Below are 21180 nucleotides of genomic sequence, written 5' to 3' on the forward strand. Positions count from 1 at the left end.
GGCCAAGCCATCTCTATGCTGCGTCTCCTCTTCAAGCGTTTTCTCAAAGTCCTCAAGTGGTTTGCCATTGGCAGTGTGCTGCTGGTGCTGCTGTTCCGTTTCGTGCCGCCGCCGGGGACTGCGCTGATGGTTGAGCGCAAGGTCGAGTCCTGGGTCGATGGCGAGCCGATTGACGTACAGCGCACCTGGGTGCCGTGGGACCAGATCTCCGACGAACTGAAAGTGGCGGTGATGGCCGGCGAAGACCAGCGCTTCCCGCAGCATTGGGGTTTTGACTTCGGCGCGATCCAGGCGGCCTTGCTGCATAACGAGCGCGGCGGCTCGATTCGGGGCGCCAGTACCTTGAGCCAGCAGGTGTCGAAGAACCTGTTCCTGTGGACGGGCCGCAGTTATTTCCGCAAGGGCCTGGAGGCCTGGTTTACCGGGCTGATCGAGATTTTCTGGTCCAAGCAGCGAATTCTTGAGGTGTACCTCAATAGCGTGGAGTGGGATGAAGGCGTGTTCGGCGCCGAAGCGGCGGCGCGGCATCACTTTGGCGTGAGCGCCAAGGCATTGACCCGCCAACAGGCCAGCTATCTGGCGGCGGTGTTGCCTAACCCGCGGGTGTGGAGTGCCAGCCATCCAACGTCGTATGTCGCGCGACGGGCCGCGTGGATTCGCCAGCAGATGAGTCAGTTGGGTGGCGACGGTTACCTGAATGAGTTGAACAACTCGCGCAAAGCCCCCTGGTCCGACTGACACCACACAAAACCACTGTGGGAGCTGGCTTGCCTGCGATAGCGGTGTGTCAGCCTGCCAATGTGTTGGCTGGCAGGCCCTCATCGCAGGCAAGCCAGCTCCCACAGTGGACTGAGTTGAATTGGACTTGTGTGAACACAAACAAAAATGCCCCGATCTCTCGATCGGGGCATTTTTTTGTCACTTCGCAGCTGTTTAGGCCGCGATCGACAGTTTCAGCTTGTTCATCGCACTCTTCTCGAGCTGACGAATCCGCTCAGCCGACACGTTGTACTTCTGCGCCAGGTCGTGCAGCGTGGCTTTTTCTTCTGCCAACCAACGTTGGTAGAGGATGTCACGGCTGCGGTCGTCCAGCACTTCCAGCGCTTCGTGCAGGTTGTGGTTGGAGTTGTCGCTCCAGTCGGCGTCTTCCAGTTGACGCGCCGGGTCGTACCGGTGGTCTTCCAGGTAGTTGGCCGGCGATTGGAAAGCGCTGTCGTCGTCCGCTTCGGCGGCCGGGTCGAAGGCCATGTCATGGCCGGTCAGGCGACTTTCCATCTCGCGCACTTCACGTGGTTCAACGCCAAGGCTTTCGGCCACGCGATGCACTTCTTCGTTGTTCAGCCACGCCAGACGCTTCTTCTGGCTGCGCAGGTTGAAGAACAGTTTGCGCTGGGCCTTGGTGGTCGCGACTTTCACGATGCGCCAGTTGCGCAGGATGAACTCGTGGATTTCCGCCTTGATCCAGTGCACGGCAAACGACACCAGGCGCACACCCATTTCCGGGTTGAAGCGCTTTACAGCTTTCATCAGGCCAACGTTGCCTTCCTGAATCAGGTCAGCCTGGGCCAGGCCGTAGCCGCTATAGCTACGGGCGATATGTACGACAAAACGCAGGTGGGCGAGCACCATCTGCCGAGCCGCCCCCAAATCCTGCTCATAGTAGAGACTCTCGGCCAGTTCACGCTCCTGCTCGGGCGTCAGCAATGGAATGCTGTTGACCGTGTGCACATAGGCCTCCAGGTTCGCACCCGGGACCAGAGCATAAGCAGGTTGCAAAGAAGTGGTCATACGAAAAAACCTCCGACTCACATAACTCGTGCAGTTCAGCACTGCGAAAATTGACCGGGAACCGTAGGACAAGTTCCCTAAACCACTGATACGGTCAATACAAACGAAACCACATTACCTTGACATTAACTACTTCGGCGCCAGCTCACGTAAATGCCGTGCGACCGCAATCCAAGCACCGATATACCCCAAGAGCACTGCCCCAAGCAACAATGACAGACCATCGGCTGCCGGCACGCCGGCCAGGGCGAAATCACTGCCGTACAAGCCGGCGAGCCCTACCACCGCGTCGTTCAGCCAGTTCAGGCCAAAAGCCAGCACGCCCCAGGACAAAATCCCCGCACCGAAGCCATAAAGCGCGCCCATGTACAGAAATGGACGACGCACATAGCTGTCCGTGCCGCCGACGAGTTTAATCACTTCTATCTCGGTGCGGCGGTTTTCAATATGAAGACGAATGGTATTGCCTATCACCAAAAGTAATGCAGACACCAGCAACACCGTCAGGCCGAACACAAACCGGTCACCCAGCTTGAGGATCGCGGCCAGCCGCTCTACCCAGACTAGATCAAGTTGTGCCTGCTGGACCTTCGGCAGCTCTGCGAGTTTTTGTCGCAGGGCTTCCAGGGTCGTCTTGTCGACTTCATTCGGGGTGACCAGCACCACGCCCGGCAGCGGGTTTTGCGGCAACTCCTTGAGCGCCTCACCCAGGCCGGACTGTTGCTGGAACTCTTCCAGGGCTTGATCGCGGCTGATGTATTCAGCCTCGGCCACACCCGGGAGGCCTTTGATCTCGTCCCGCAGGGCCTCGCCGTCTTTGGCGCTGGCATCCAGGTTCAGGTACAGGGAAATCTGCGCCGCCCGCTGCCACGAGCCGCCCAGGCGCTCGACATTATTCAGCAGCAGCGACAACCCCATCGGCAGGCTCAAGGCCACGGCCATGACGAGGCAGGTGAAGAAGCTGCCGATCGGCTGTTTGCCCAGGCGGCGCAGGCTGTCTACCAGGCTGGCGCGGTGGCTTTCGATCCAGGCGTGCACCAGGGTGCCGAAGTCCGGGCCATCGTCTTCGTCGCGTTTTTTCTTCTGTGGCTGCGGGTCGGCCGGTTTTGGCGCAACGCGCTCGGAAACCTTCGGGCTGCGTGTCGCACTCATACCCCAGCCTCCCCGTCGCCGATCAGGCGGCCGCGTTGCAGGGTGAGCATGCGGTGGCGCATGCGGGCGATCAATGCCAGGTCGTGACTGGCGATCAGCACGCTGGTGCCCAGGCGGTTGATGTCTTCGAACACGCCCATGATTTCGGCGGCCAGGCGCGGGTCGAGGTTACCGGTGGGTTCGTCCGCCAGCAGCAAGGCCGGGCGATGCACGATGGCGCGGGCGATGCCGACGCGCTGTTGCTGGCCGGTGGACAGGTCGCCCGGGTAGAGGTCGGTCTTGTCCGACAGCGCAACGCGCTCCAGGGCCGAATCCACGCGTTTGACGATTTCGGCCTTGGACAGCCCGAGAATCTGCAACGGCAAGGCGATGTTGTTGAACACCGTGCGATCGAACAGCAGCTGGTGATTCTGGAACACTACGCCGATCTGGCGGCGCAAAAACGGAATCTGCGCGTTGCTGATGGTTGCCAGGTCCTGGCCCGCCAGCAGCAGCTTGCCGGTGGTTGGGCGTTCCATGGCCAGCAGCAGGCGCAACAAGGTACTTTTACCGGCACCCGAATGGCCGGTCACAAACAAGAATTCGCCGCGACGCACCCGGAAACTCAGCTCATGCAAGCCGACATGCCCGTTGGCGTAGCGTTTACCGACCTGTTCGAAACGAATCATGAACGCTCCCGCTCGGCAAACAGTGCCTGTACAAAGGGTTCGGCTTCAAAAGTGCGCAGGTCGTCGATGCCTTCACCGACGCCGATGTAACGAATCGGCAACCCGAACTGCTTGGCCAGGGCGAAGATCACGCCGCCTTTGGCCGTGCCGTCGAGCTTAGTCAATGCCAGGCCGGTCAGCTGGACCGTCTGGTGGAATTGTTTGGCCTGGCTGATGGCGTTCTGGCCGGTACCGGCGTCCAGCACCAGCAGCACCTCGTGGGGCGCGTCGGCGTCGAGCTTGCCGATCACGCGGCGCACTTTCTTCAGCTCTTCCATCAGGTTGTCTTTGGTGTGCAGGCGACCGGCGGTATCAGCGATCAGCACATCAATGTTGCGCGCCTTGGCGGCCTGCACCGCATCGAAGATCACCGAGGCCGAATCGGCGCCGGTGTGCTGGGCGATGACCGGGATCTTGTTGCGCTCGCCCCAGACCTGCAGTTGCTCCACGGCGGCGGCACGGAAGGTGTCACCGGCGGCGAGCATGACTTTCTTGCCTTCCAGTTGCAGCTTTTTGGCCAGCTTGCCGATGGTGGTGGTCTTGCCGGCGCCGTTGACGCCAACCACCAGGATCACAAACGGCTTTTTCTGCGTATCGATGACCAGCGGCGCTTCCACCGGCTTGAGCATGTTGGCCAGTTCGGCCTGCAGCGACTTGTAGAGCGCATCGGCGTCGGTCAGTTGCTTGCGCGCGACCTTCTGGGTCAGGCTCTGGATGATCACGGCGGTGGCTTCGACGCCCACGTCGGCGGTCAGCAGACGGGTCTCGATGTCTTCCAGCAACTCGTCATCGATGGTCTTCTTGCCCAGGAACAGGCTGGCCATGCCTTCGCCAATGCTGGCGCTGGTCTTGCTCAGGCCTTGCTTGAGGCGGGCAAAGAAGCCGGTCTTGCCGACTTCGGCGGGCGCGGCAGGCTCTTCGATGATCGCCGGCTCGGCAACCACGACCGGAACGGGCTCGGCGGCAACCGGTGCAGGCGCTTCAACCACAGGCGGCGCTTCAACCACGACAGCCAAGGGCTCGACAACGGCCGGAATCGGCGGCGTCACGTGTTCGGCCTGCTCGTCTTCAACCAACGCAACGGGCTCTTCCGCCACAGGCAACACCAGCCACGGCTCAGGCGCAGGTTCTGGCTCTGGTTCTGCCTCAACCACCGGCTGCAACACCGGCTCGGCCATCGGCAACACCACCGGGGCCGGCGTTTCGGCAACCGGTTCGGCTTCTACTATGGATTCGGGGATCGGCTCAGCTTGAACCTGCGGCTGTTCGACGACGGTTTCCTGCGGCTTTTTGCGCAGCCATCCGAACAGGCCTTTTTTCTCGCCAGCCGCAGCTGGGGTCTTCTTGTCGTCGTTGGAACCAAACATGGAGACGGCTATCTCAAGGTAGCGACGCGCCAAGGGGCGCGCCGGTAAATAAAATTCGATGCGTAACAGACTGTTTTTTAGCCAGCTCGTTCATGCGCAACATTTTGAAGGCCAAAATAGGGCCTCAACAAGACAGCCGCAGTGGCCGTCCCTAGGTCGGATCAGTATCCTAGCACCTCCTCGCCCGCCGACGCTAAGACCAAGCGGGCAGTCCAACAGGTTTAAAAACGAATGAATGCTCTAGCCCGCCGCGCCGCAGGCCTGCTGCTCAGCACAGTTTGTCTGCCCCTTTCAGCTTTGGCTGCCGACCCACAACCCACCCACGAATTCACCCTGGACAACGGCCTCAAGGTGGTCGTGCGCGAAGACCATCGCGCCCCGGTGGTGGTTTCCCAGGTCTGGTACAAAGTGGGCTCCAGCTACGAAACCCCGGGCCAGACCGGTTTGTCCCACGCCCTGGAACACATGATGTTCAAGGGCAGCGCCAAGGTCGGCCCAGGCGAAGCCTCGTTGATCCTGCGTGACCTGGGCGCCGAAGAAAACGCCTTCACCAGCGATGACTACACCGCCTATTACCAAGTGTTGGCCCGCGACCGCCTGGGCGTCGCCTTCGAGCTCGAAGCCGACCGCATGGCCAGCCTGCGCCTGCCGGCCGACGAGTTCAGCCGCGAGATCGAGGTGATCAAGGAAGAGCGCCGCATGCGCACCGACGACAACCCGATGTCCAAGGCCTACGAGCGCTTCAAGGCCATGGCCTATCCAGCCAGCGGCTACCACACGCCGACCATCGGCTGGATGGCCGACCTGGACCGCATGAAGGTAGAAGAACTGCGCCACTGGTACCAATCCTGGTACGTGCCGAACAACGCCACGCTGGTGGTGGTGGGCGACGTCACCCCGGATGAGGTCAAAGCCCTGGCCCAACGCTACTTCGGCCCGATTCCCAAGCGCGACGTGCCGCCGGCGAAAATCCCGCTGGAACTGGCCGAGCCCGGCGAACGCCTGCTGACCCTGCACGTACAGACCAAACTGCCGAGCGTGATCCTGGGTTTCAACGTGCCGAGCCTCGCCACCGCTGAAGACAAACGCTCGGTCAACGCCCTGCGCCTGATCTCGGCGCTGCTGGACGGCGGCTACAGCGCACGCATCTCGACGCAACTGGAGCGCGGTGAAGAACTGGTATCCGGGGGTTCGTCGAGCTACGACGCCTACACCCGCGGTGACAGCCTGTTCACCCTGACCGCCACACCGAACCTGCAAAAGAAAAAGACCGTTGCCCAGGCTGAAGCCGGCCTGTGGCGCCTGCTGGATGAACTGAAGGCCAAGCCACCGAGCGCTGAAGAACTGGAACGCATCCGCGCCCAGGTCATCGCCGGCGTGGTTTACCAGCGCGACTCGATCACCAGCCAGGCCACCGCCATCGGTTCCCTGGAGACCGTCGGCCTGTCCTGGAAACTCATGGACACCGAGCTTGCCGAGCTGCAAAGCGTCACCGCCGAAGACATCCAGAAAGCTGCACGCACCAACTTCACCCGCGAACGTCTCAGCGTCGCCCATGTCTTGCCTGAGGAGACCGCTCATGAGTGAACGTAAAAACAACCGCCTGGTGCTGCCTGGCCTGATCGTGGTCACTTTGGCTGCCGCGTGCGCGGTGTATTTCCTGCGCCCCAGCGAATCGGTCGCCAGCCAGGCGCTGGAGCAGGCCAAGTCGGCCAACAAGCTGCAATCGTTGGCCGAGCTGGACGACAAGGCACCCACCAACCGCAAGCTCGACGTGCAAACCTGGACCACCGCCGAAGGCGCCAAGGTGCTGTTCGTCGAGGCCCATGAACTGCCGATGTTCGACATGCGCATCCTGTTTGCCGCCGGCAGCAGCCAGGACGGCAACACCCCGGGCCTGGCGTTGTTGACCAACGCGATGCTCAACGAAGGCGTGCCGGGCAAGGATGTCAGCCAGATTGCCGCCGGTTTCGACGGCCTGGGGGCGGATTTCAGCAATGGTGCCTACCGCGACATGGCGCTGGTTTCCTTGCGCAGCCTGAGTGCCAGCGACAAACGCGATGCGGCCCTGGCGTTGTTTGACGACGTGATCGGCAAGCCGACCTTCCCGGCCGACTCCCTGGCGCGAATCAAGAACCAGTTGCTGGCCGGCTTCGAATACCAGAAGCAGAACCCCGGCAAACTGGCGAGCATCGAGCTGTTCAAGCAGCTCTATGGCGACCACCCTTACGCCCACCCGAGCGAAGGCAACGCCGAGAGCGTGCCGAAGGTGACCCTCGCGCAGTTGAAGGACTTCCACGCCAAGGCCTACGCCGCCGGCAACGCCGTGATTTCTGTAGTCGGCGACCTGACCCGCGCCGAAGCCGAAGCCATGACCGCCAAGGTTTCCGCGTCCCTGCCTAAAGGCCCGGCGCTGGCGAAAATCGCCCAGCCGGTGGAACCAAAGGCTGGCACCACGCATATCGAGTTCCCGTCCAAGCAAACCACACTGCTGCTGGCACAACTGGGCATCGACCGTGCCGATCCGGATTACGCCGCGCTGTCCCTGGGCAACCAGATCCTCGGCGGCGGTGGCTTCGGTACCCGCTTGATGAGTGAAGTTCGCGAAAAACGCGGCCTGACCTACGGCGTATACTCCGGTTTCTCACCGATGCAGGTGCGCGGCCCGTTCATGATCAACCTGCAAACCCGCGCCGAAATGAGCGCCGGTACGCTGAGACTGGTACAGGACGTGCTGGCCGACTACCTCAAGACCGGTCCGACACAAAAGGAACTCGACGACGCCAAGCGTGAACTGGCCGGCAGCTTCCCGCTGTCCACCGCGAGCAACGCCGACATCGTCGGGCAGCTGGGCGCCATGGGTTTCTACAACCTGCCGCTGAGCTACCTGGAAGATTTCATGAAACAATCCCAGGCGCTGACCGTTGATCAGGTCAAAGCTGCTTTGAACAAACATTTGAGTGCCGACAAGATGGTCATCGTGACCGCCGGCCCGACGATTGCGCAAAAGCCACTACCGCCCCCCACTGATAAACCCGCCGAGCAACCGCTCGGGGTTCCGGAGCATTAATGGCCCGTCCATCCCGTCCCAAAAAACCTGTCCACAACGTTCATAACGGTGTGGGCCAACTGCGCATCATTGGTGGTGAATGGGGCAGCCGCAAACTGAGCTTCCCCGACGTCGTGGGCCTGCGCCCGACGCCGGACCGCGTGCGTGAAACCCTGTTCAACTGGCTCGCGCCGTATATCGCCGGGGCCAAGGTGCTGGACCCGTTCGCGGGCAGCGGCGCGCTGTTCCTGGAGTCGCTGTCCCGTGGCGCCGCATTGGGCCAGGCGCTGGATGCCAGCAACGTTGCGGTGGCCAGCCTCAAGGAGCACCTGGGCACCCTGCGTTGCACCACCGGCCAGGTGCAGACCGCCGATGCGCTTCGCTATCTGGAGACCCAGGAAGCCCGCGAGTTTGACGTGGTGTTCCTGGATCCGCCGTTTAACCAGAACCTGCTGCCGACCGTTTGCGCGCTGCTGGAAGAGCGCCAGTGGTTGGCGCCGGATGCCTGGATCTACACTGAAAGCGAGACTGCACCGTCGACGCTGGGCCTGCCGGGCACGTGGCGCCTGCACCGGGAGCAGAAGTCCGGGCGGGTGTATTACGCGTTGTGGCAACGTACGACGGCAGACGCCGCCTAAGCTCCTGAACCTGTGGCGAGGGAGCTTGCTGTGGCGAGGGAGCTTGCTCCCGCTGGGCTGCGCAGCAGCCCCAAAGCAGGCGACCGGGTTTCCTGAGAGACTGATGGGTTAGCGTTTAGGGCCGCTTCGCAGCCCAGCGGGAGCAAGCTCCCTCGCCACAGGTTGCTCATCCGTCCTGCCATACGCCGCGAGAACCACCGTGTCAAAAACGCCCGACCGCTTCACCCCCGCCTTCGGCCTCGGCAACCCGCACCTGCAAACACTGTGGGGTCCGCTGTGGCGCAAAACCACCCACATCGAACGCCAGCGTGAACGGCTGTGGCTGGCCGACGGCGACTTTCTCGACCTCGACTGGCATGGGCCTCACGACGCGCAAACACCATTGGTGCTGGTCCTGCACGGCCTGACCGGCTCGTCCAACTCGCCTTACGTGGCCGGCCTGCAAAAAGCCCTGGCGGCTCAAGGCTGGGCCAGCGTGGCGCTGAACTGGCGTGGCTGCTCCGGCGAACCCAACCTGCTCGCCCGCAGCTACCATTCCGGCGCCAGTGAAGACCTGGCCGAAACCATCGCTCACTTACGGGCCAAGCGCCCACTTGCGCCGCTGTATGCGGTGGGTTATTCACTGGGCGGGAATGTGCTGCTCAAGCACCTGGGCGAAACCGGCGAAGCCTCCGGGTTGCAAGGCGCGGCAGCGGTGTCGGTGCCGTTTCGCCTGGATCAGTGCGCTGATCGCATCGGCCTGGGCTTTTCACGGGTTTATCAGAAGCATTTCATGCGCGAAATGCTGGCCTATATCCGGGTCAAGCAGAGCCGGTTTCTGAAGGATGGCCACGATGCAGGCCTGAAAACCCTGGCCGACCTGGGTTCGCTGGAGAAGATGCGCACGTTCTGGGACTTCGACGGCCGCGTCACCGCGCCGCTGCACGGTTTCCTCAGCGCCGAGGACTACTACCGCCGCGCCTCCAGCCGCTATTACCTGGGGGCGATTCGCACGCCGACCCTGATCATCCAGGCCGCTGATGACCCGTTCGTGTTCGCCCACAGCCTGCCGGAGGCCAGCGAACTGTCGGATTGCACCGAGTTCGAGCTGCTGGCCAAGGGCGGGCATGTCGGGTTTGTGGATGGCTCGCTGAAACAGCCCGGTTACTACCTGGAACGGCGCATCCCAGAGTGGCTACTGACACAACGCCGATAAAACTGTGGGAGCTGGCTTGCCTGCGATTGCGGTATATCAGCCAACAAATAGGTGGCTGACACACCGCCATCGCAGGCAAGCCAGCTCCCACATTTTTTATCCAGATGAATCAGGTGAGACTCAGTCGCCTGTTGCAACTTCCCGCTTAGGATCAGTGATCCACTCGCTCCACGACCCCGCATACAGCTTGCCCAACGGATAACCCGCCAGGCACAGGGCGAACAGGTTGTGGCAGGCCGTCACGCCCGAGCCGCAGTACGCCACCAGCTCATCCGGCGAGCGGTCTTGCAGTTTGGCGGCAAAGCGTTGCTTGAGCTGCTCGGCCGGCAGGAAACGGCCGTCGCCACCAAGGTTTTCATTGAACGCCGCACATTGCGCGCCCGGAATATGCCCGGCAACCGGGTCAATCGGCTCCACGTCACCGCGAAAACGCGGCTGGGCGCGGGCGTCGATCAGGGTCAGGCCGGGTTGGCCGAGGCGTTTTTGCAGGTGTTCGGCGTCCAGTAGCAAGTGGTTGTCCGGCGTGCCGCTGAAGGTCCCGGGCTCAATCACCGGCGCGTCCAGGCTCAGGGGGAAACCCGCCGAGTGCCAGGCTTTCAGGCCGCCATCGAGGATGAAAACCCCATCACGCTTGCCCAGCCAGGCCAGCAGCCACCAGGCGCGGGCGGCGTAGGCACCGGGGCCGTCATCATACAAAACGATATCGCTGTCGGCGTTAACGCCCCATGCCCGCAGTTGCTGGATAAACGCATCCGGCGCCGGCAGCGGATGGCGGCCGGTCACACCCTTGGTCACCGGCCCGCTGAGGTGGCGTTCCAGATCCGCATACTGCGCCCCTTCGATATGCCCTTCGGCGTAGCTACACAGCCCGTAGTCCGGGTCTTCCAGGGCAAAGCGGCAATCAAGGATCACCAGCCCGCCGGCCTTCTGGCGCTCGGCCAGTTGCTGGGGGCTGATCAGTTGGGCAAGCGGCATGACTGACTCCTGTGGCGACGTTAGCGTTCGGGAAACATCCTACTTCACTTCTTCCAGCGCCTGATTCAACGGCACATAAAACTCTTTGAACAACGCATCCACCGCGTCCTTGGCCTTGGGCGTGATAAACCCGGCCTCCAGCACCAGCACCTGGTACACACCGCGCTTGATCGCCTCGGCACTCAGGTGGGTGGACTTTTCATTGGTGGTGCACAGGAAACGCACCCACGAGGTAAGGATGATCCAGGCGTTGAGGGTCAGCGCTTCGGTTTGCACCGGGTCCATGTTCAGGATGCCCGCATCGACAAACCCCTGGTAGATGGCGGCGCCCTGGATCAGGCAGCGCTGGGAAAACCGCCGGTAGCCGGTGGCCAGTTCCGGATCGCTTTCCAGCAGGTGTTCGAGGTCGCGGTGCAGGAAGCGGTAGCGCCACATGCCGGCCAGCACGGCCTGCAGGTAGAAGCGCTTGTCTTCCACGGTCACCGCGCGGCCCTGGGGCGGGCGCAGGAAACTGTCCACCAACGCTTCGTACTCACGAAACAGCACCGCGATAATCGCCTGCTTGTTGGGGAAGTGGTAGTACAGGTTGCCCGGGGAAATTTCCATATGGGCAGCGATATGGTTGGTGCTGACACTGCGCTCGCCCTGCTGGTTAAACAGCTCCAGGCTGGTTTGCACAATGCGCTCGCTGGTCTTTACTCGTGGTGCCATGGGAAATCAACTTCTAGACCCGTGATGGCGGCATCTTACGGACTATCCTTGTCCGGATAAATCGGCACGTTCGTGCAATGTTATTTGACAATTTAGAGCAATGACTCTAAAAACTGAAGCATTCCAATAACAATCGGGAACTTCGCCATGTCTGCCAACGTTGCCTACCTGCAAGATTCCCAGGCGCTGGACCAGCTCCAGGCCCTGTTCGACGCTCAACGCCGGGCCTACGCGGCCAACCCGATGCCGCCGGCGGCCCAGCGCCAGCAGTGGCTCAAGGCCCTGCGCGACCTGCTGAGCGACGAGCGCCAGGCGCTGATCAACGCCATCAGCAGTGATTTCAGCCACCGCAGCGCCGACGAAACCCTGTTCGCCGAACTGATGCCCAGCCTGCATGGCATTCACTACGCCAGCAAACACCTCAAGGGCTGGATGAAACCTTCCCGTCGCACTGTAGGCATTGCCTTCCAGCCCGCGTCGGCCAAGGTCATCTATCAGCCGCTGGGGGTGGTCGGGGTGATCGTGCCCTGGAACTATCCGCTGTACCTGGCCATCGGTCCGCTGGTGGGCGCCCTGGCCGCCGGCAACCGGGTAATGCTCAAGCTCAGCGAATCCACCCCCGCCACCGGCCAGCTGCTCAAGGCCCTGCTGGCGAAGATCTTTCCCGAAGACCTGGTGTGCGTGGTGCTCGGCGAAGCGGAAGTCGGCATGGCGTTTTCCAAGTTGCGCTTCGACCACCTGCTGTTCACCGGCGCCACCAGCATCGGCAAGCACGTGATGCGCGCGGCGGCTGAACACCTGACGCCAGTGACCCTGGAACTGGGCGGCAAATCACCGGCGATTGTTTCCGCCGACGTGCCGCTCAAGGACGCCGCCGAACGCATCGCCTTCGGCAAGGCCCTGAATGCCGGGCAAACCTGCGTGGCGCCAGACTATGTGCTGGTGCCGGAAGACCGTGTAGACGGCTTCGTCGAGGCCTACAGCAAGGCGGTTCGCGGGTTCTATCCGACCCTGGCCGACAACCCGGACTACACCGCGATCATCAACGAACGACAACTGGCCCGGCTCAACGGCTACGTGAAAGACGCCACCGACAAGGGCGCCACCCTGGTCCCGCTGTACGACCAGGGCCAGGAACGGCGCATGGCCCACAGCCTGCTGCTGAATGTCAGCGACGACATGACCGTGATGCAGGACGAGATCTTCGGCCCGGTGCTGCCGATCGTGCCCTATCGCGGCCTCGACCAGGCTTTCGCCTACATCAATCAGCGACCTCGCCCACTGGCGCTGTATTACTTCGGCTACAACAAGGCCGAACAGAACCGCGTACTGCACGAGACCCATTCCGGCGGCGTGTGCCTGAACGACACCCTACTGCACGTGGCCCAGGACGACATGCCCTTCGGCGGCATCGGCCCGTCCGGCATGGGCCACTACCACGGCCACGAGGGTTTCCTGACCTTCAGCAAGGCCAAGGGCGTGCTGATCAAGCAACGCCTGAACGCGGCCAAGCTGATTTACCCGCCCTACGGCAAATCCATCCAGAAGTTGATCCAGAAGCTGTTCGTCCGCTAACAAACCGATCATCGGGATAACAATAAGAATGAACCCTAGCCTGACTGAATCACCCGCACTGTCACGGCGCGGCGTACTGAAACTCGGCCTGTGCGCCAGCGCCTTCCTGGCCACCGCCGGGCTGGGTGCCAGCCTCAGTGGCTGCTCCAGCAGCACCCCGGCCAGCGGCTTTGCGATGCTGCGCAGCAGTGACCTGCCGTTTCTGCGGGCGGTGATCCCGGTGCTGCTGGAGGGCGCAGCCAGCGCCGAAGTGGTGGTGGCCGGCATCGACGACACCCTGAAAAAACTCGACTTCAGCCTGCAGCACCTGTCGCCGGAGATGTTCAAGCTCACCCAGCAACTGTTCGACGTACTGGGCATGGCCGTCACCCGCGGGCCGCTGACCGGCGTGTGGGGCAGCTGGGAAAACGCCAGCGCCGAGCAGATCCGCAACTTCCTGCACCGCTGGGAAAACAGCTACCTGAACCTGCTGCGCATGGGCCAGGGCTCGCTGCTCAAGCTGGTGATCATGGCATGGTATTTCCGCCCCGAGTCCTGGGCGCATTGCGGTTACCCCGGCCCACCGAAAATCTGATTCGCATCCCTATAAAAACAAGAGACGACCCTGATGCCCGTACCTGATCTGTTCCGCGATGGCATGGCCCGCGGCTGGAAGACCCACAATGGCGCCGCCCTCGACCAGGACCTGACCCTGGAGGCCGACGTCGCGATCATCGGCAGCGGCGCCGGCGGTGGCACCACCGCCGAGATCCTCAGCGCCGCCGGCTACAAGGTGCTGCTGATCGAGGAAGGCCCGCTGAAAACCAGCAATGACTTCAAGCTACTGGAGGACGAGGCCTACGCCAGCCTGTACCAGGAAGGCATCGGGCGCATGAGCAAGGACGGCGCGATCACCATTTTGCAGGGCCGAGCGGTCGGCGGCACCACGCTGATCAACTGGACCTCCAGCTTCCGCACCCCGGACCCGACCCTCGCCCACTGGGCCAGCGAGTACGCAGTGAAGGGCCACAGCAGCGCCGAGATGGCGCCCTGGTTCGAAAAAATGGAACAGCGCCTGGGCATCGCGCCCTGGGCCATGCCGCCGAATGCCAACAACGACGTGATTCGCAAAGGCTGCGAAAAGCTCGGCTACAGCTGGCACGTGATCCCGCGCAACGTGCGCGGCTGCTTCAACCTGGGGTATTGCGGCATGGGCTGCCCGGTGAATGCCAAGCAATCGATGCTGGTGACGACCATTCCGTCCACCCTGGAGAAAGGCGGCGAGTTGCTGTACCTGGCCCGCGCCGAACGCCTGAAATTCAGCGGTGACACCATCACCAGCCTCGAATGCGTGGCCATGGATCAGTACTGCGTGGCCCCCACCGGCCGCAAGATCACGGTCAAAGCCCAGCACTACGTGCTGGCCGGCGGCGGTATCAACAGCCCGGCGCTGCTGATGCGCTCCGACGCGCCCGACCCTCATTCACGCCTGGGCAAACGTACCTTCCTGCACCTGGTGAATTTTTCCGCCGGGTTGTTCGACGAAGTGATCAACCCGTTCTACGGCGCGCCGCAGTCGATCTATTCCGACCACTTCCAATGGCAGGACGGCACCACCGGCAAAATGTCCTACAAGCTCGAAGTGCCGCCGCTGCATCCGGGGCTTGCCAGTACCTTGCTTGGCGGCTACGGCACGCAGAACGCGCTGGACATGGGCCAACTGCCCAAGACCCACGCCATGCTTGCGCTGCTGCGGGACGGTTTCCACCCCGACAGCCCGGGCGGCAGTGTCGAATTGCGCGGCGATGGCACGCCGGTGCTCGACTATCAGGTCTCGCCCTACGCCTGGGATGGCCTGCGCCGGGCGTTTCACAGCATGGCGGAGATTCAGTTTGCCGGTGGCGCCAAATCGGTGATGCCGCTGCACGGCGATGCACGCTACGTGAACACATTGGCCGAAGCCCGCAGCATGATTGACGGCCTGAACCTGGAATTGCACCGCACCCGGCTCGGCAGTGCCCATGTGATGGGCGGTTGCGCCATGGGCGAAGAGCCGAAAAACGCCGTGGCCGACAGCCTTGGGCGCCATCACCAACTGCGCAATCTATCGATTCACGATGGCTCGCTGTTCCCCACCAGCATTGGGGCAAACCCGCAGTTGTCGGTGTACGGATTGACCGCGCAACTGGCGACGGCGCTGGCCGAACGTCTGAAAACGGCCTGAAAAAACCGGGTATTCGCGGTGTCTATAGTGCTTTCTTCTGAATAAGTCGACTTGGCCCACCGGTAATGCTGCGATACCATCCGGTTCCCCAACGGACTCCGCCAGGACGACGCGATGAACCGAGTGTTGTACCCAGGTACCTTCGACCCAATCACCAAGGGCCATGGCGATCTGGTCGAACGCGCCTCGCGCTTGTTCGACCATGTGATTATCGCGGTCGCTGCCAGCCCCAAGAAAAACCCGCTGTTTCCCCTGGAACAGCGCGTGGAGCTGGCCCGTGAGGTCACCAAGCATCTGCCCAACGTTGAAGTGGTAGGCTTCTCGACGCTGCTGGCGCACTTCGCCAAGGAACAGAATGCCAATGTGTTCCTGCGCGGCCTGCGAGCGGTATCGGACTTCGAATACGAATTCCAGCTGGCCAACATGAACCGCCAACTGGCGCCGGACGTGGAAAGCCTGTTTCTTACGCCGTCGGAGCGTTATTCGTTCATTTCTTCGACGCTGGTGCGGGAAATAGCCGCGCTGGGCGGGGATATCACCAAGTTTGTGCACCCGGCTGTGGCGGATGCGCTAACCCTGCGATTCAAGAAATAATCCCGAACTGTAGGAGCTGGCTTGCCAGCGATCCAGGCGCCACGGTGCAACTGCCCCATCGCCATCGCCGGCAAGCCGGCTCCTACAGTCCATCGCTGTGACTCGCACTGCGGGCGCCAATGCGGCACAATTGCGCGCATTAGTTTTCAGATGCCTTGGCTGACAGCCCTGGCAGGAGTTTCCATGTCCCTGATCATCACCGACGATTGCATCAACTGCGACGTCTGCGAACCCGAGTGCCCGAACGCTGCCATTTCCCAGGGTGAGGAGATCTACGTGATCGACCCCAACCTGTGCACCCAGTGTGTCGGCCACTACGACGAACCCCAGTGCCAGCAAGTCTGCCCGGTGGATTGCATCCCGCTGGACGAGGCTCATCCGGAGACGGAAGAGCAACTGATGGAGAAGTACCGGTTGATTACCGGGAAGGCCTAAGTCTGGCACCGCGGGCAAAACACGCTTGCCCGCTGCCCCAGCGTCACACTGCGCAATTCGGTCCCACAGACCTTGCACGCCTCGCCTCCACGGCCATAGACGAACAATTCCTGCTGGAAATACCCCGGCTGGCCGTCGCCGCCGATAAAGTCCCGCAACGTGGTGCCGCCGCGTTCGATCGCCGCGGCCAGGATGCGTTTGATCTCGATCGCCAGCTTCAGGTAACGCCCACGGGAGATGCCCTTGGCTTCCCGGCGCGGATCAATCCCGGCGGCAAACAGCGCTTCTGTCGCGTAGATATTGCCCACGCCCACCACCACCGCGTTGTCCATGATGAACGGCTTCACCGCCATCGACCGCCCGCGGGACAGCTGGAACAGCCGCTCGCCGTCAAACAGGTCGGTCAACGGCTCCGGCCCGAGGCGAATCAGCAGTTCATGGTTCAGCGGGTCGAGGCTCCAGAGCATCGCGCCAAAGCGTCGCGGGTCGGTGTAGCGCAGGGCCAGGCCCGACTCCAGCTCGATGTCCACGTGTTCATGCTTGGCCGCCGGGCTCCCGGCGTCCACCAGGCGCAAATTGCCCGACATGCCCAAATGGCTGATCAAGGTGCCGACTTCGGCATTGATCAACAGGTACTTGGCCCGCCGTTCCACCAGCACGATGCGCTGCCCGGACAGCCGCACATCCAGGTCTTCCGGGATCGGCCAGCGCAGGCGCCGCTCACGCACCACCACACGGCTGACCCGCTGGCCTTCCAGGTGCGGCGCAATACCGCGCCGGGTGGTTTCGACTTCCGGTAACTCGGGCATGTGTACCTCTTGGAAAAAGGGTTAGTGCGCGCCCAGCTCGCGGATCGACAACTTCAGGCTCTCGAAGTCGTAGTCCGACAGGCCGATATGGTCCAGCACCAGCGGGCCGATGGCGTTCCACTCGTGGTCATCCACCTGGTTGCCCAGCACGCGGTAGGACGCACAGATGTGCTCGGCCATTTTCAGGATCGCCAGCAGGTTTTTCAGCTGCGGCTTCTGGTTGGACTCATCGCTGAAAATCGCCAGGGCGTTGTGGTGATTGGCAATGGCGTCGGTCACATGCTCCGGCAGACGCCAGGATTTGGCGGTGTAGTAACCCACCACGGCGTGGTTGGTGTTGAACGCCTGATTCTCGGTGTCGACCACGCGGCATTCCGGGCCGGCGCTGGCATAGGCTTCTTCCAGCACGCTCATGTAATTCGGGAAACGCTTGAGCATCAACGGCACGCCGCAATCGTGGAACAGCCCCAATGCGTAGGCTTCATCGACGGCCTGGCTGCCGGTGCGCTTGGCCAGGGCCAGGCAGGTCATGGCCACATCCTGGGCGGTGTCCCAGAAACGGTTGAGGGTGACGATGGTGTCGTCGCTCATCTCGCCCTTGATCGACTGTGCGTTGATCAGGTTGACGATGGAGCGGCTGCCCAGCAGGTTCACCGCGCGCTGGATCGAGACGATCTTGTTGCTCAGCCCGTAATACGGCGAGTTGACGATTTTCAGCAGCGAGCCGGAGAGGCCCGGGTCCTGGCCGATCAGCCGGGCAATCACTTCCAGGTCCGGATCAGGCATGTACTGCTCCATCTGCAAATCCACCATGATTTGCGGTTGAGGCGGCACGCTGATGCCCTGGAGGCTCTGTTGGATCTGTTCGGCGGATAGCTCTTGGGACATAGGGGGCACACTCTGGACTAGGCGGCGATTCTAACCTTTATGGCAACCGGGCTGACACCTCAAAAACCCGAACTGAAACCGGATCGAATGTGGGAGCTGGCTTGCCTGCGATGCAGACGGCTCGGTCTTTCAGATAACCGAGGTGATGCTATCGCAGGCAAGCCAGCTCCCACAGGGATATCACCACCCACATGTCCGGCGGCGCCGCCAAGTACTACACAACACGGTATACTCCCGCTCTTTTTTCCGGAGCGACGTCATGTCCCTGCCAAGCCTGCGTCTCAAAGCCAACGCCGATCGTCGTTTGCGCAACGGCCACCTGTGGGTCTACAGCAACGAAATCGATGTGGCCGCCACACCTCTTCACGGCTTCCAGGCAGGCGACCAGGCGATCCTGGAAGCAGCCGGCGGCAAGACCCTCGGCATCGTGGCCATGAGCCCGAACAACCTGATCTGCGCCCGCCTGCTGTCGCGCGACATCAAGCTGGCGCTGGACAAATCGCTGCTGGTGCACCGCATCAACGTGGCCCTGTCCCTGCGTGACCGCCTGTTCGACAAGCCGTTCTACCGCCTGGTGTACGGTGATTCCGACCTGCTGCCGGGCCTGGTGGTCGACCGTTTCGGCGACATCCTGGTGGTGCAGATCGCTTCGGCGACCATGGAAGCCCACAAGGAAGACGTGATCGCCGCACTGACTCAGGTGCTCAAGCCAAGCGGCATCCTGTTCAAGAACGACTCCGCCGCCCGTGACGCCGAAGGCCTCAACCGCTACGTCGAAACCGTGTTCGGCCTGGTGCCGGAGTGGGTTGCCCTCGAAGAAAACGGCGTGAAGTTCGAAGCGCCGGTGATCCAGGGCCAGAAAACCGGCTGGTTCTACGACCACCGCATGAACCGCGCCCGCCTGGCCCCGTATGCCAAGGGCAAGCGCGTTCTGGACCTGTACAGCTACATCGGCGGCTGGGGCGTGCAAGCCGCGGCCTTCGGTGCCAATGAAGTGTTCTGCGTCGACGCCTCCGCCTTCGCCCTCGACGGCGTAGAGCGCAACGCCGCGCTGAACGGCGTTGCCGAAAAGATGACCTGCATCGAAGGCGACGTGTTCGAAGCCCTCAAAGAACTGAAAGCCAGCGAAGAGCGTTTCGACGTGATCGTGGCCGACCCACCGGCCTTCATCAAGCGCAAGAAAGACATGAAGAACGGCGAAGGCGCCTACCGCCGCCTGAACGAGCAAGCCATGCGCCTGCTCAGCAAGGACGGCATCCTGGTCAGCGCTTCGTGCTCCATGCACTTGCCGGAAGATGACCTGCAGAACATCCTGCTGACCAGCGCCCGTCACCTGGACCGCAATATCCAGATGCTGGAACGCGGCAGCCAGGGCCCGGACCATCCGGTGCACCCGGCGATTGCCGAGACTCGGTATATCAAGAGCATTACTTGCCGGTTGCTGCCCAATAGCTAAGTAACACCGCGGACCCAATGTGGGAGCTGGCTTGCCTGCGATAGCATCACCGCCGGGTATCTGACATACCGAGGTGCTTGCATCGCGGGCAAGCCCGGCTCCCACACAAGCCCCTATAGCTTCCCGCAACGGTTTTGATTGAATTCCATTTTTCGCAGACTAGTATCGGTTTCTGGTTTAACTCCGGAAAACAACAACAATGTCTGAGTCTTACTCCCAGCCCATTGGCGACGCAAAACGCCAACATTTCTCGCGGTTCATCCTCATCACCTGCATCTCCCTGATCAGCTTTTTCCCGATCAATATCCTGCTGCCCTCCTTTCCTGCCCTCGCCGCAAAGTTCGACACGTCAACCGCCGAGGTTGCCTTATCCATCAGCCTGTTCACCCTGGTATTTGCAATTTCCCAACTGATCGCCGGCCCGCTTTCAGACAAATTCGGGCGCAAGGAAGTGCTGCTGGGGTGCATCGTGGTTTCCACTCTCGGCTCGATCGGCTGCGCACTCGCAACAAGCTACCCGAGCTTCCTGCTGTTTCGCGCCGTGCAGGCCATTGGCTGTGGCTTTTTTGTACTCGGCCATGCGCTGGTGGAAGACCTGTTCGAAGAACAGGACCGCGCCCGCATCCGCATCTATTACATGACCTTGAGCGGCTCGTTTGTTGCGCTGTCGCCGTTGCTGGGCTCCTGGTTGCAAACCACATTCGATTGGCAGGGCAGCTTCTACGGGTTTGCGGTAATGGCGCTGGGCATGTTTATCCACGCCTGCCTGATATTGCCGTCCAAGGCCGCCAGCCCTGAAAGAGCCCCCGTCTCGATCATCACCACGCTGAAATCCATCGCCGGGAATCGGGACTTCATCCGCTATTGGTGGATCGCCGCGCTGGTATTTGCCTGTTACTTCGCGCTGATCAGCGTCACGCCGCTGATATTCATGGATGAGTTGAAGCTGTCCGAATACCAGTACGCGGTGGTGCTGATGGTGTACGGCATCGCCTATCTGCTGGGTGGCGTTGCGGCGAGCGCCCTGCAAAAACACATCTCGCTCACGCGGCAAATCAATATCGGGCTGGGCCTGCTGGGCGTCGCGGGCGTGTTATTGGCGCTGATCATCCGCTTTGAGGCCATGACCACCATCAGCCTGCTCATCCCGATGCTGATCAGCGCCCTGGCCGTGACCCTGGTTCGCCCCGCCGCGATTTCTGCGGCCATGTTGCTGTTCTCCAGCAGCGCCGGCACCGCCGCCTCGGCCGGCAACAGCATCATGTTCATCACCGCCGCCGTCAGCAGCGCCGCGCTCGCGCAAGCCGGGAGCAACTTGCTGATGACCATCGCCATCAGCTTCATCGTGTTCAGCGTCTGGGGGGTGGTGACGAACGCCCGGGTCGGTCGCTGAGCGTGAAACTTGCACACCCACACGTCTCGTAAGCGCCATCTACACGCTCGCGGCCATTCCCTCCGGCCGCCAGCGGTGTAGAATCGGACCTATTCATCGCCAGTCATCCCCCGGCGGGTTTATGAGCTCAAGGCCAATGCGCACGGCGATCCCGCAGCGTTTGAGGCAACTTCCGGACACACGGCCATTTTCTGAGTGTTCCAGACGTCAATAGAAGCTCACTCCCCTTTGATACCTGATTAGCC

General features: G+C 62.0%; 20 protein-coding genes. 12 read left to right on the top strand and 8 right to left on the bottom strand.

Features of this window, described 5'->3' with window-relative positions; all coding sequences use genetic code 11:
* The first annotated feature begins 15 nt into the window (after positions 1 to 15).
* Entirely contained in the window at positions 16 to 738 is a 723-nt protein-coding gene (mtgA, locus tag V3W39_RS08125) for a monofunctional biosynthetic peptidoglycan transglycosylase (protein WP_177079241.1), read from the top strand.
* Positions 739 to 933: 195 nt separating this feature from the next.
* Here mtgA and rpoH read toward each other — a convergent pair whose 3' ends face one another.
* The 4 genes from rpoH to ftsY form a co-directional block, all read right to left on the bottom strand.
* Complete coding sequence (gene rpoH, locus V3W39_RS08130; RefSeq protein WP_003176698.1) at positions 934 to 1788, bottom strand: RNA polymerase sigma factor RpoH; 855 nt, start codon at positions 1786 to 1788, stop codon at positions 934 to 936.
* Positions 1789 to 1917: 129 nt separating this feature from the next.
* Positions 1918 to 2940 carry a permease-like cell division protein FtsX gene (ftsX, locus tag V3W39_RS08135; protein WP_177043863.1) on the bottom strand — a complete coding sequence of 341 codons (1023 nt, stop codon included), beginning with the start codon at positions 2938 to 2940 and terminating at the stop codon, positions 1918 to 1920.
* Positions 2937 to 3608: a cell division ATP-binding protein FtsE gene (gene ftsE, locus V3W39_RS08140; protein WP_003213784.1), complete on the bottom strand. Its 672-nt coding sequence runs from the start codon at positions 3606 to 3608 to the stop codon at positions 2937 to 2939. The genes ftsX and ftsE overlap by 4 nt, the downstream gene beginning before the upstream one ends.
* Entirely contained in the window at positions 3605 to 5014 is a 1410-nt protein-coding gene (gene ftsY / locus V3W39_RS08145; protein ID WP_330212481.1) for a signal recognition particle-docking protein FtsY, read from the bottom strand. Before ftsY ends, ftsE begins: the two co-directional genes overlap by 4 nt.
* A 231-nt stretch (positions 5015 to 5245) precedes the next feature.
* Between ftsY and V3W39_RS08150 the strand changes: the two genes are divergently transcribed.
* The 4 genes from V3W39_RS08150 to V3W39_RS08165 all read left to right on the top strand — a co-directional run bounded on the left by V3W39_RS08150 (position 5246) and on the right by V3W39_RS08165 (position 9896).
* Positions 5246 to 6601: a M16 family metallopeptidase gene (locus V3W39_RS08150; protein ID WP_330212482.1), complete on the top strand. Its 1356-nt coding sequence runs from the start codon at positions 5246 to 5248 to the stop codon at positions 6599 to 6601.
* Positions 6594 to 8084 (top strand): M16 family metallopeptidase, encoded by a 1491-nt coding sequence (locus tag V3W39_RS08155; protein ID WP_177043860.1) that lies wholly within the window; start codon positions 6594 to 6596, stop codon positions 8082 to 8084. Before V3W39_RS08150 ends, V3W39_RS08155 begins: the two co-directional genes overlap by 8 nt.
* Entirely contained in the window at positions 8084 to 8701 is a 618-nt protein-coding gene (gene rsmD, locus V3W39_RS08160; protein WP_177112478.1) for a 16S rRNA (guanine(966)-N(2))-methyltransferase RsmD, read from the top strand. The genes V3W39_RS08155 and rsmD overlap by 1 nt, the downstream gene beginning before the upstream one ends.
* A gap of 199 nt (positions 8702 to 8900) precedes the next feature.
* Positions 8901 to 9896, top strand: a complete 996-nt coding sequence (locus V3W39_RS08165; protein ID WP_330212483.1) for a hydrolase — start codon at positions 8901 to 8903, stop codon at positions 9894 to 9896.
* A gap of 120 nt (positions 9897 to 10016) precedes the next feature.
* On the opposite strand, the gene V3W39_RS08170 is transcribed toward V3W39_RS08165, so the two are convergent.
* Positions 10017 to 10871 (bottom strand): sulfurtransferase, encoded by an 855-nt coding sequence (locus V3W39_RS08170; protein ID WP_330212484.1) that lies wholly within the window; start codon positions 10869 to 10871, stop codon positions 10017 to 10019.
* Between the two features lie 39 nt (positions 10872 to 10910).
* The gene (locus tag V3W39_RS08175; protein ID WP_003213791.1) at positions 10911 to 11582 is read right to left on the bottom strand and encodes a TetR/AcrR family transcriptional regulator; all 672 of its coding nucleotides are present in this window, start codon (positions 11580 to 11582) and stop codon (positions 10911 to 10913) included.
* Positions 11583 to 11729: 147 nt separating this feature from the next.
* Between V3W39_RS08175 and V3W39_RS08180 the strand changes: the two genes are divergently transcribed.
* From V3W39_RS08180 to V3W39_RS08200, 5 genes are all read left to right on the top strand, one after another.
* Positions 11730 to 13157 (top strand): coniferyl aldehyde dehydrogenase, encoded by a 1428-nt coding sequence (locus tag V3W39_RS08180; protein WP_330212485.1) that lies wholly within the window; start codon positions 11730 to 11732, stop codon positions 13155 to 13157.
* A gap of 28 nt (positions 13158 to 13185) precedes the next feature.
* Entirely contained in the window at positions 13186 to 13731 is a 546-nt protein-coding gene (locus V3W39_RS08185) for a twin-arginine translocation pathway signal protein (RefSeq protein WP_177043855.1), read from the top strand.
* 33 nt (positions 13732 to 13764) lie between these two features.
* Positions 13765 to 15360, top strand: a complete 1596-nt coding sequence (locus V3W39_RS08190; protein ID WP_330212486.1) for a GMC family oxidoreductase — start codon at positions 13765 to 13767, stop codon at positions 15358 to 15360.
* Positions 15361 to 15474: 114 nt separating this feature from the next.
* On the top strand, positions 15475 to 15954 hold the full coding sequence (coaD, locus tag V3W39_RS08195; protein WP_003176711.1) for a pantetheine-phosphate adenylyltransferase: 480 nt from the start codon (positions 15475 to 15477) through the stop codon (positions 15952 to 15954).
* A gap of 183 nt (positions 15955 to 16137) precedes the next feature.
* On the top strand, positions 16138 to 16389 hold the full coding sequence (locus tag V3W39_RS08200) for a YfhL family 4Fe-4S dicluster ferredoxin (RefSeq protein WP_003213796.1): 252 nt from the start codon (positions 16138 to 16140) through the stop codon (positions 16387 to 16389).
* Here V3W39_RS08200 and mutM read toward each other — a convergent pair.
* Together mutM and V3W39_RS08210 are read right to left on the bottom strand one after the other, a co-directional pair.
* Entirely contained in the window at positions 16386 to 17198 is an 813-nt protein-coding gene (gene mutM, locus V3W39_RS08205; protein ID WP_259195554.1) for a bifunctional DNA-formamidopyrimidine glycosylase/DNA-(apurinic or apyrimidinic site) lyase, read from the bottom strand. The genes V3W39_RS08200 and mutM overlap by 4 nt on opposite strands.
* 21 nt (positions 17199 to 17219) lie before the next feature.
* The gene (locus V3W39_RS08210) at positions 17220 to 18032 is read right to left on the bottom strand and encodes an HDOD domain-containing protein (RefSeq protein ID WP_259195637.1); all 813 of its coding nucleotides are present in this window, start codon (positions 18030 to 18032) and stop codon (positions 17220 to 17222) included.
* A 313-nt stretch (positions 18033 to 18345) separates the two neighbouring features.
* Here V3W39_RS08210 and V3W39_RS08215 point away from each other — a divergent pair, with 313 nt between their 5' ends.
* A complete protein-coding gene (locus V3W39_RS08215; protein ID WP_259195553.1) occupies positions 18346 to 19542 on the top strand; it encodes a class I SAM-dependent rRNA methyltransferase in 1197 nt (398 codons plus the stop codon).
* A 199-nt stretch (positions 19543 to 19741) separates the two neighbouring features.
* Positions 19742 to 20935, top strand: a complete 1194-nt coding sequence (locus V3W39_RS08220; RefSeq protein WP_330212487.1) for an MFS transporter — start codon at positions 19742 to 19744, stop codon at positions 20933 to 20935.
* Positions 20936 to 21180 lie beyond the last annotated feature (245 nt).

The sequence above is a fragment of the Pseudomonas sp. Z18(2022) genome (assembly GCF_036346535.1).
In the GTDB taxonomy this organism is placed as follows: domain Bacteria; phylum Pseudomonadota; class Gammaproteobacteria; order Pseudomonadales; family Pseudomonadaceae; genus Aquipseudomonas; species Aquipseudomonas yamanorum_A.

Bases quoted from the DNA above. Each gene is read 5' to 3' on its own strand.
- mtgA (WP_177079241.1), top strand. From the start codon at position 16: ATGCTGCGTCTCCTCTTCAAGCGTTTTCTCAAAGTCCTCAAGTGGTTT.
- rpoH (WP_003176698.1), bottom strand. From the start codon at position 1,788: ATGACCACTTCTTTGCAACCTGCTTATGCTCTGGTCCCGGGTGCGAAC.
- ftsX (WP_177043863.1), bottom strand. From the start codon at position 2,940: ATGAGTGCGACACGCAGCCCGAAGGTTTCCGAGCGCGTTGCGCCAAAA.
- ftsE (WP_003213784.1), bottom strand. From the start codon at position 3,608: ATGATTCGTTTCGAACAGGTCGGTAAACGCTACGCCAACGGGCATGTC.
- ftsY (WP_330212481.1), bottom strand. From the start codon at position 5,014: ATGTTTGGTTCCAACGACGACAAGAAGACCCCAGCTGCGGCTGGCGAG.
- V3W39_RS08150 (WP_330212482.1), top strand. From the start codon at position 5,246: ATGAATGCTCTAGCCCGCCGCGCCGCAGGCCTGCTGCTCAGCACAGTT.
- V3W39_RS08155 (WP_177043860.1), top strand. From the start codon at position 6,594: ATGAGTGAACGTAAAAACAACCGCCTGGTGCTGCCTGGCCTGATCGTG.
- rsmD (WP_177112478.1), top strand. From the start codon at position 8,084: ATGGCCCGTCCATCCCGTCCCAAAAAACCTGTCCACAACGTTCATAAC.
- V3W39_RS08170 (WP_330212484.1), bottom strand. From the start codon at position 10,871: ATGCCGCTTGCCCAACTGATCAGCCCCCAGCAACTGGCCGAGCGCCAG.
- V3W39_RS08175 (WP_003213791.1), bottom strand. From the start codon at position 11,582: ATGGCACCACGAGTAAAGACCAGCGAGCGCATTGTGCAAACCAGCCTG.
- V3W39_RS08180 (WP_330212485.1), top strand. From the start codon at position 11,730: ATGTCTGCCAACGTTGCCTACCTGCAAGATTCCCAGGCGCTGGACCAG.
- V3W39_RS08185 (WP_177043855.1), top strand. From the start codon at position 13,186: ATGAACCCTAGCCTGACTGAATCACCCGCACTGTCACGGCGCGGCGTA.
- V3W39_RS08190 (WP_330212486.1), top strand. From the start codon at position 13,765: ATGCCCGTACCTGATCTGTTCCGCGATGGCATGGCCCGCGGCTGGAAG.
- coaD (WP_003176711.1), top strand. From the start codon at position 15,475: ATGAACCGAGTGTTGTACCCAGGTACCTTCGACCCAATCACCAAGGGC.
- V3W39_RS08200 (WP_003213796.1), top strand. From the start codon at position 16,138: ATGTCCCTGATCATCACCGACGATTGCATCAACTGCGACGTCTGCGAA.
- mutM (WP_259195554.1), bottom strand. From the start codon at position 17,198: ATGCCCGAGTTACCGGAAGTCGAAACCACCCGGCGCGGTATTGCGCCG.
- V3W39_RS08215 (WP_259195553.1), top strand. From the start codon at position 18,346: ATGTCCCTGCCAAGCCTGCGTCTCAAAGCCAACGCCGATCGTCGTTTG.
- V3W39_RS08220 (WP_330212487.1), top strand. From the start codon at position 19,742: ATGTCTGAGTCTTACTCCCAGCCCATTGGCGACGCAAAACGCCAACAT.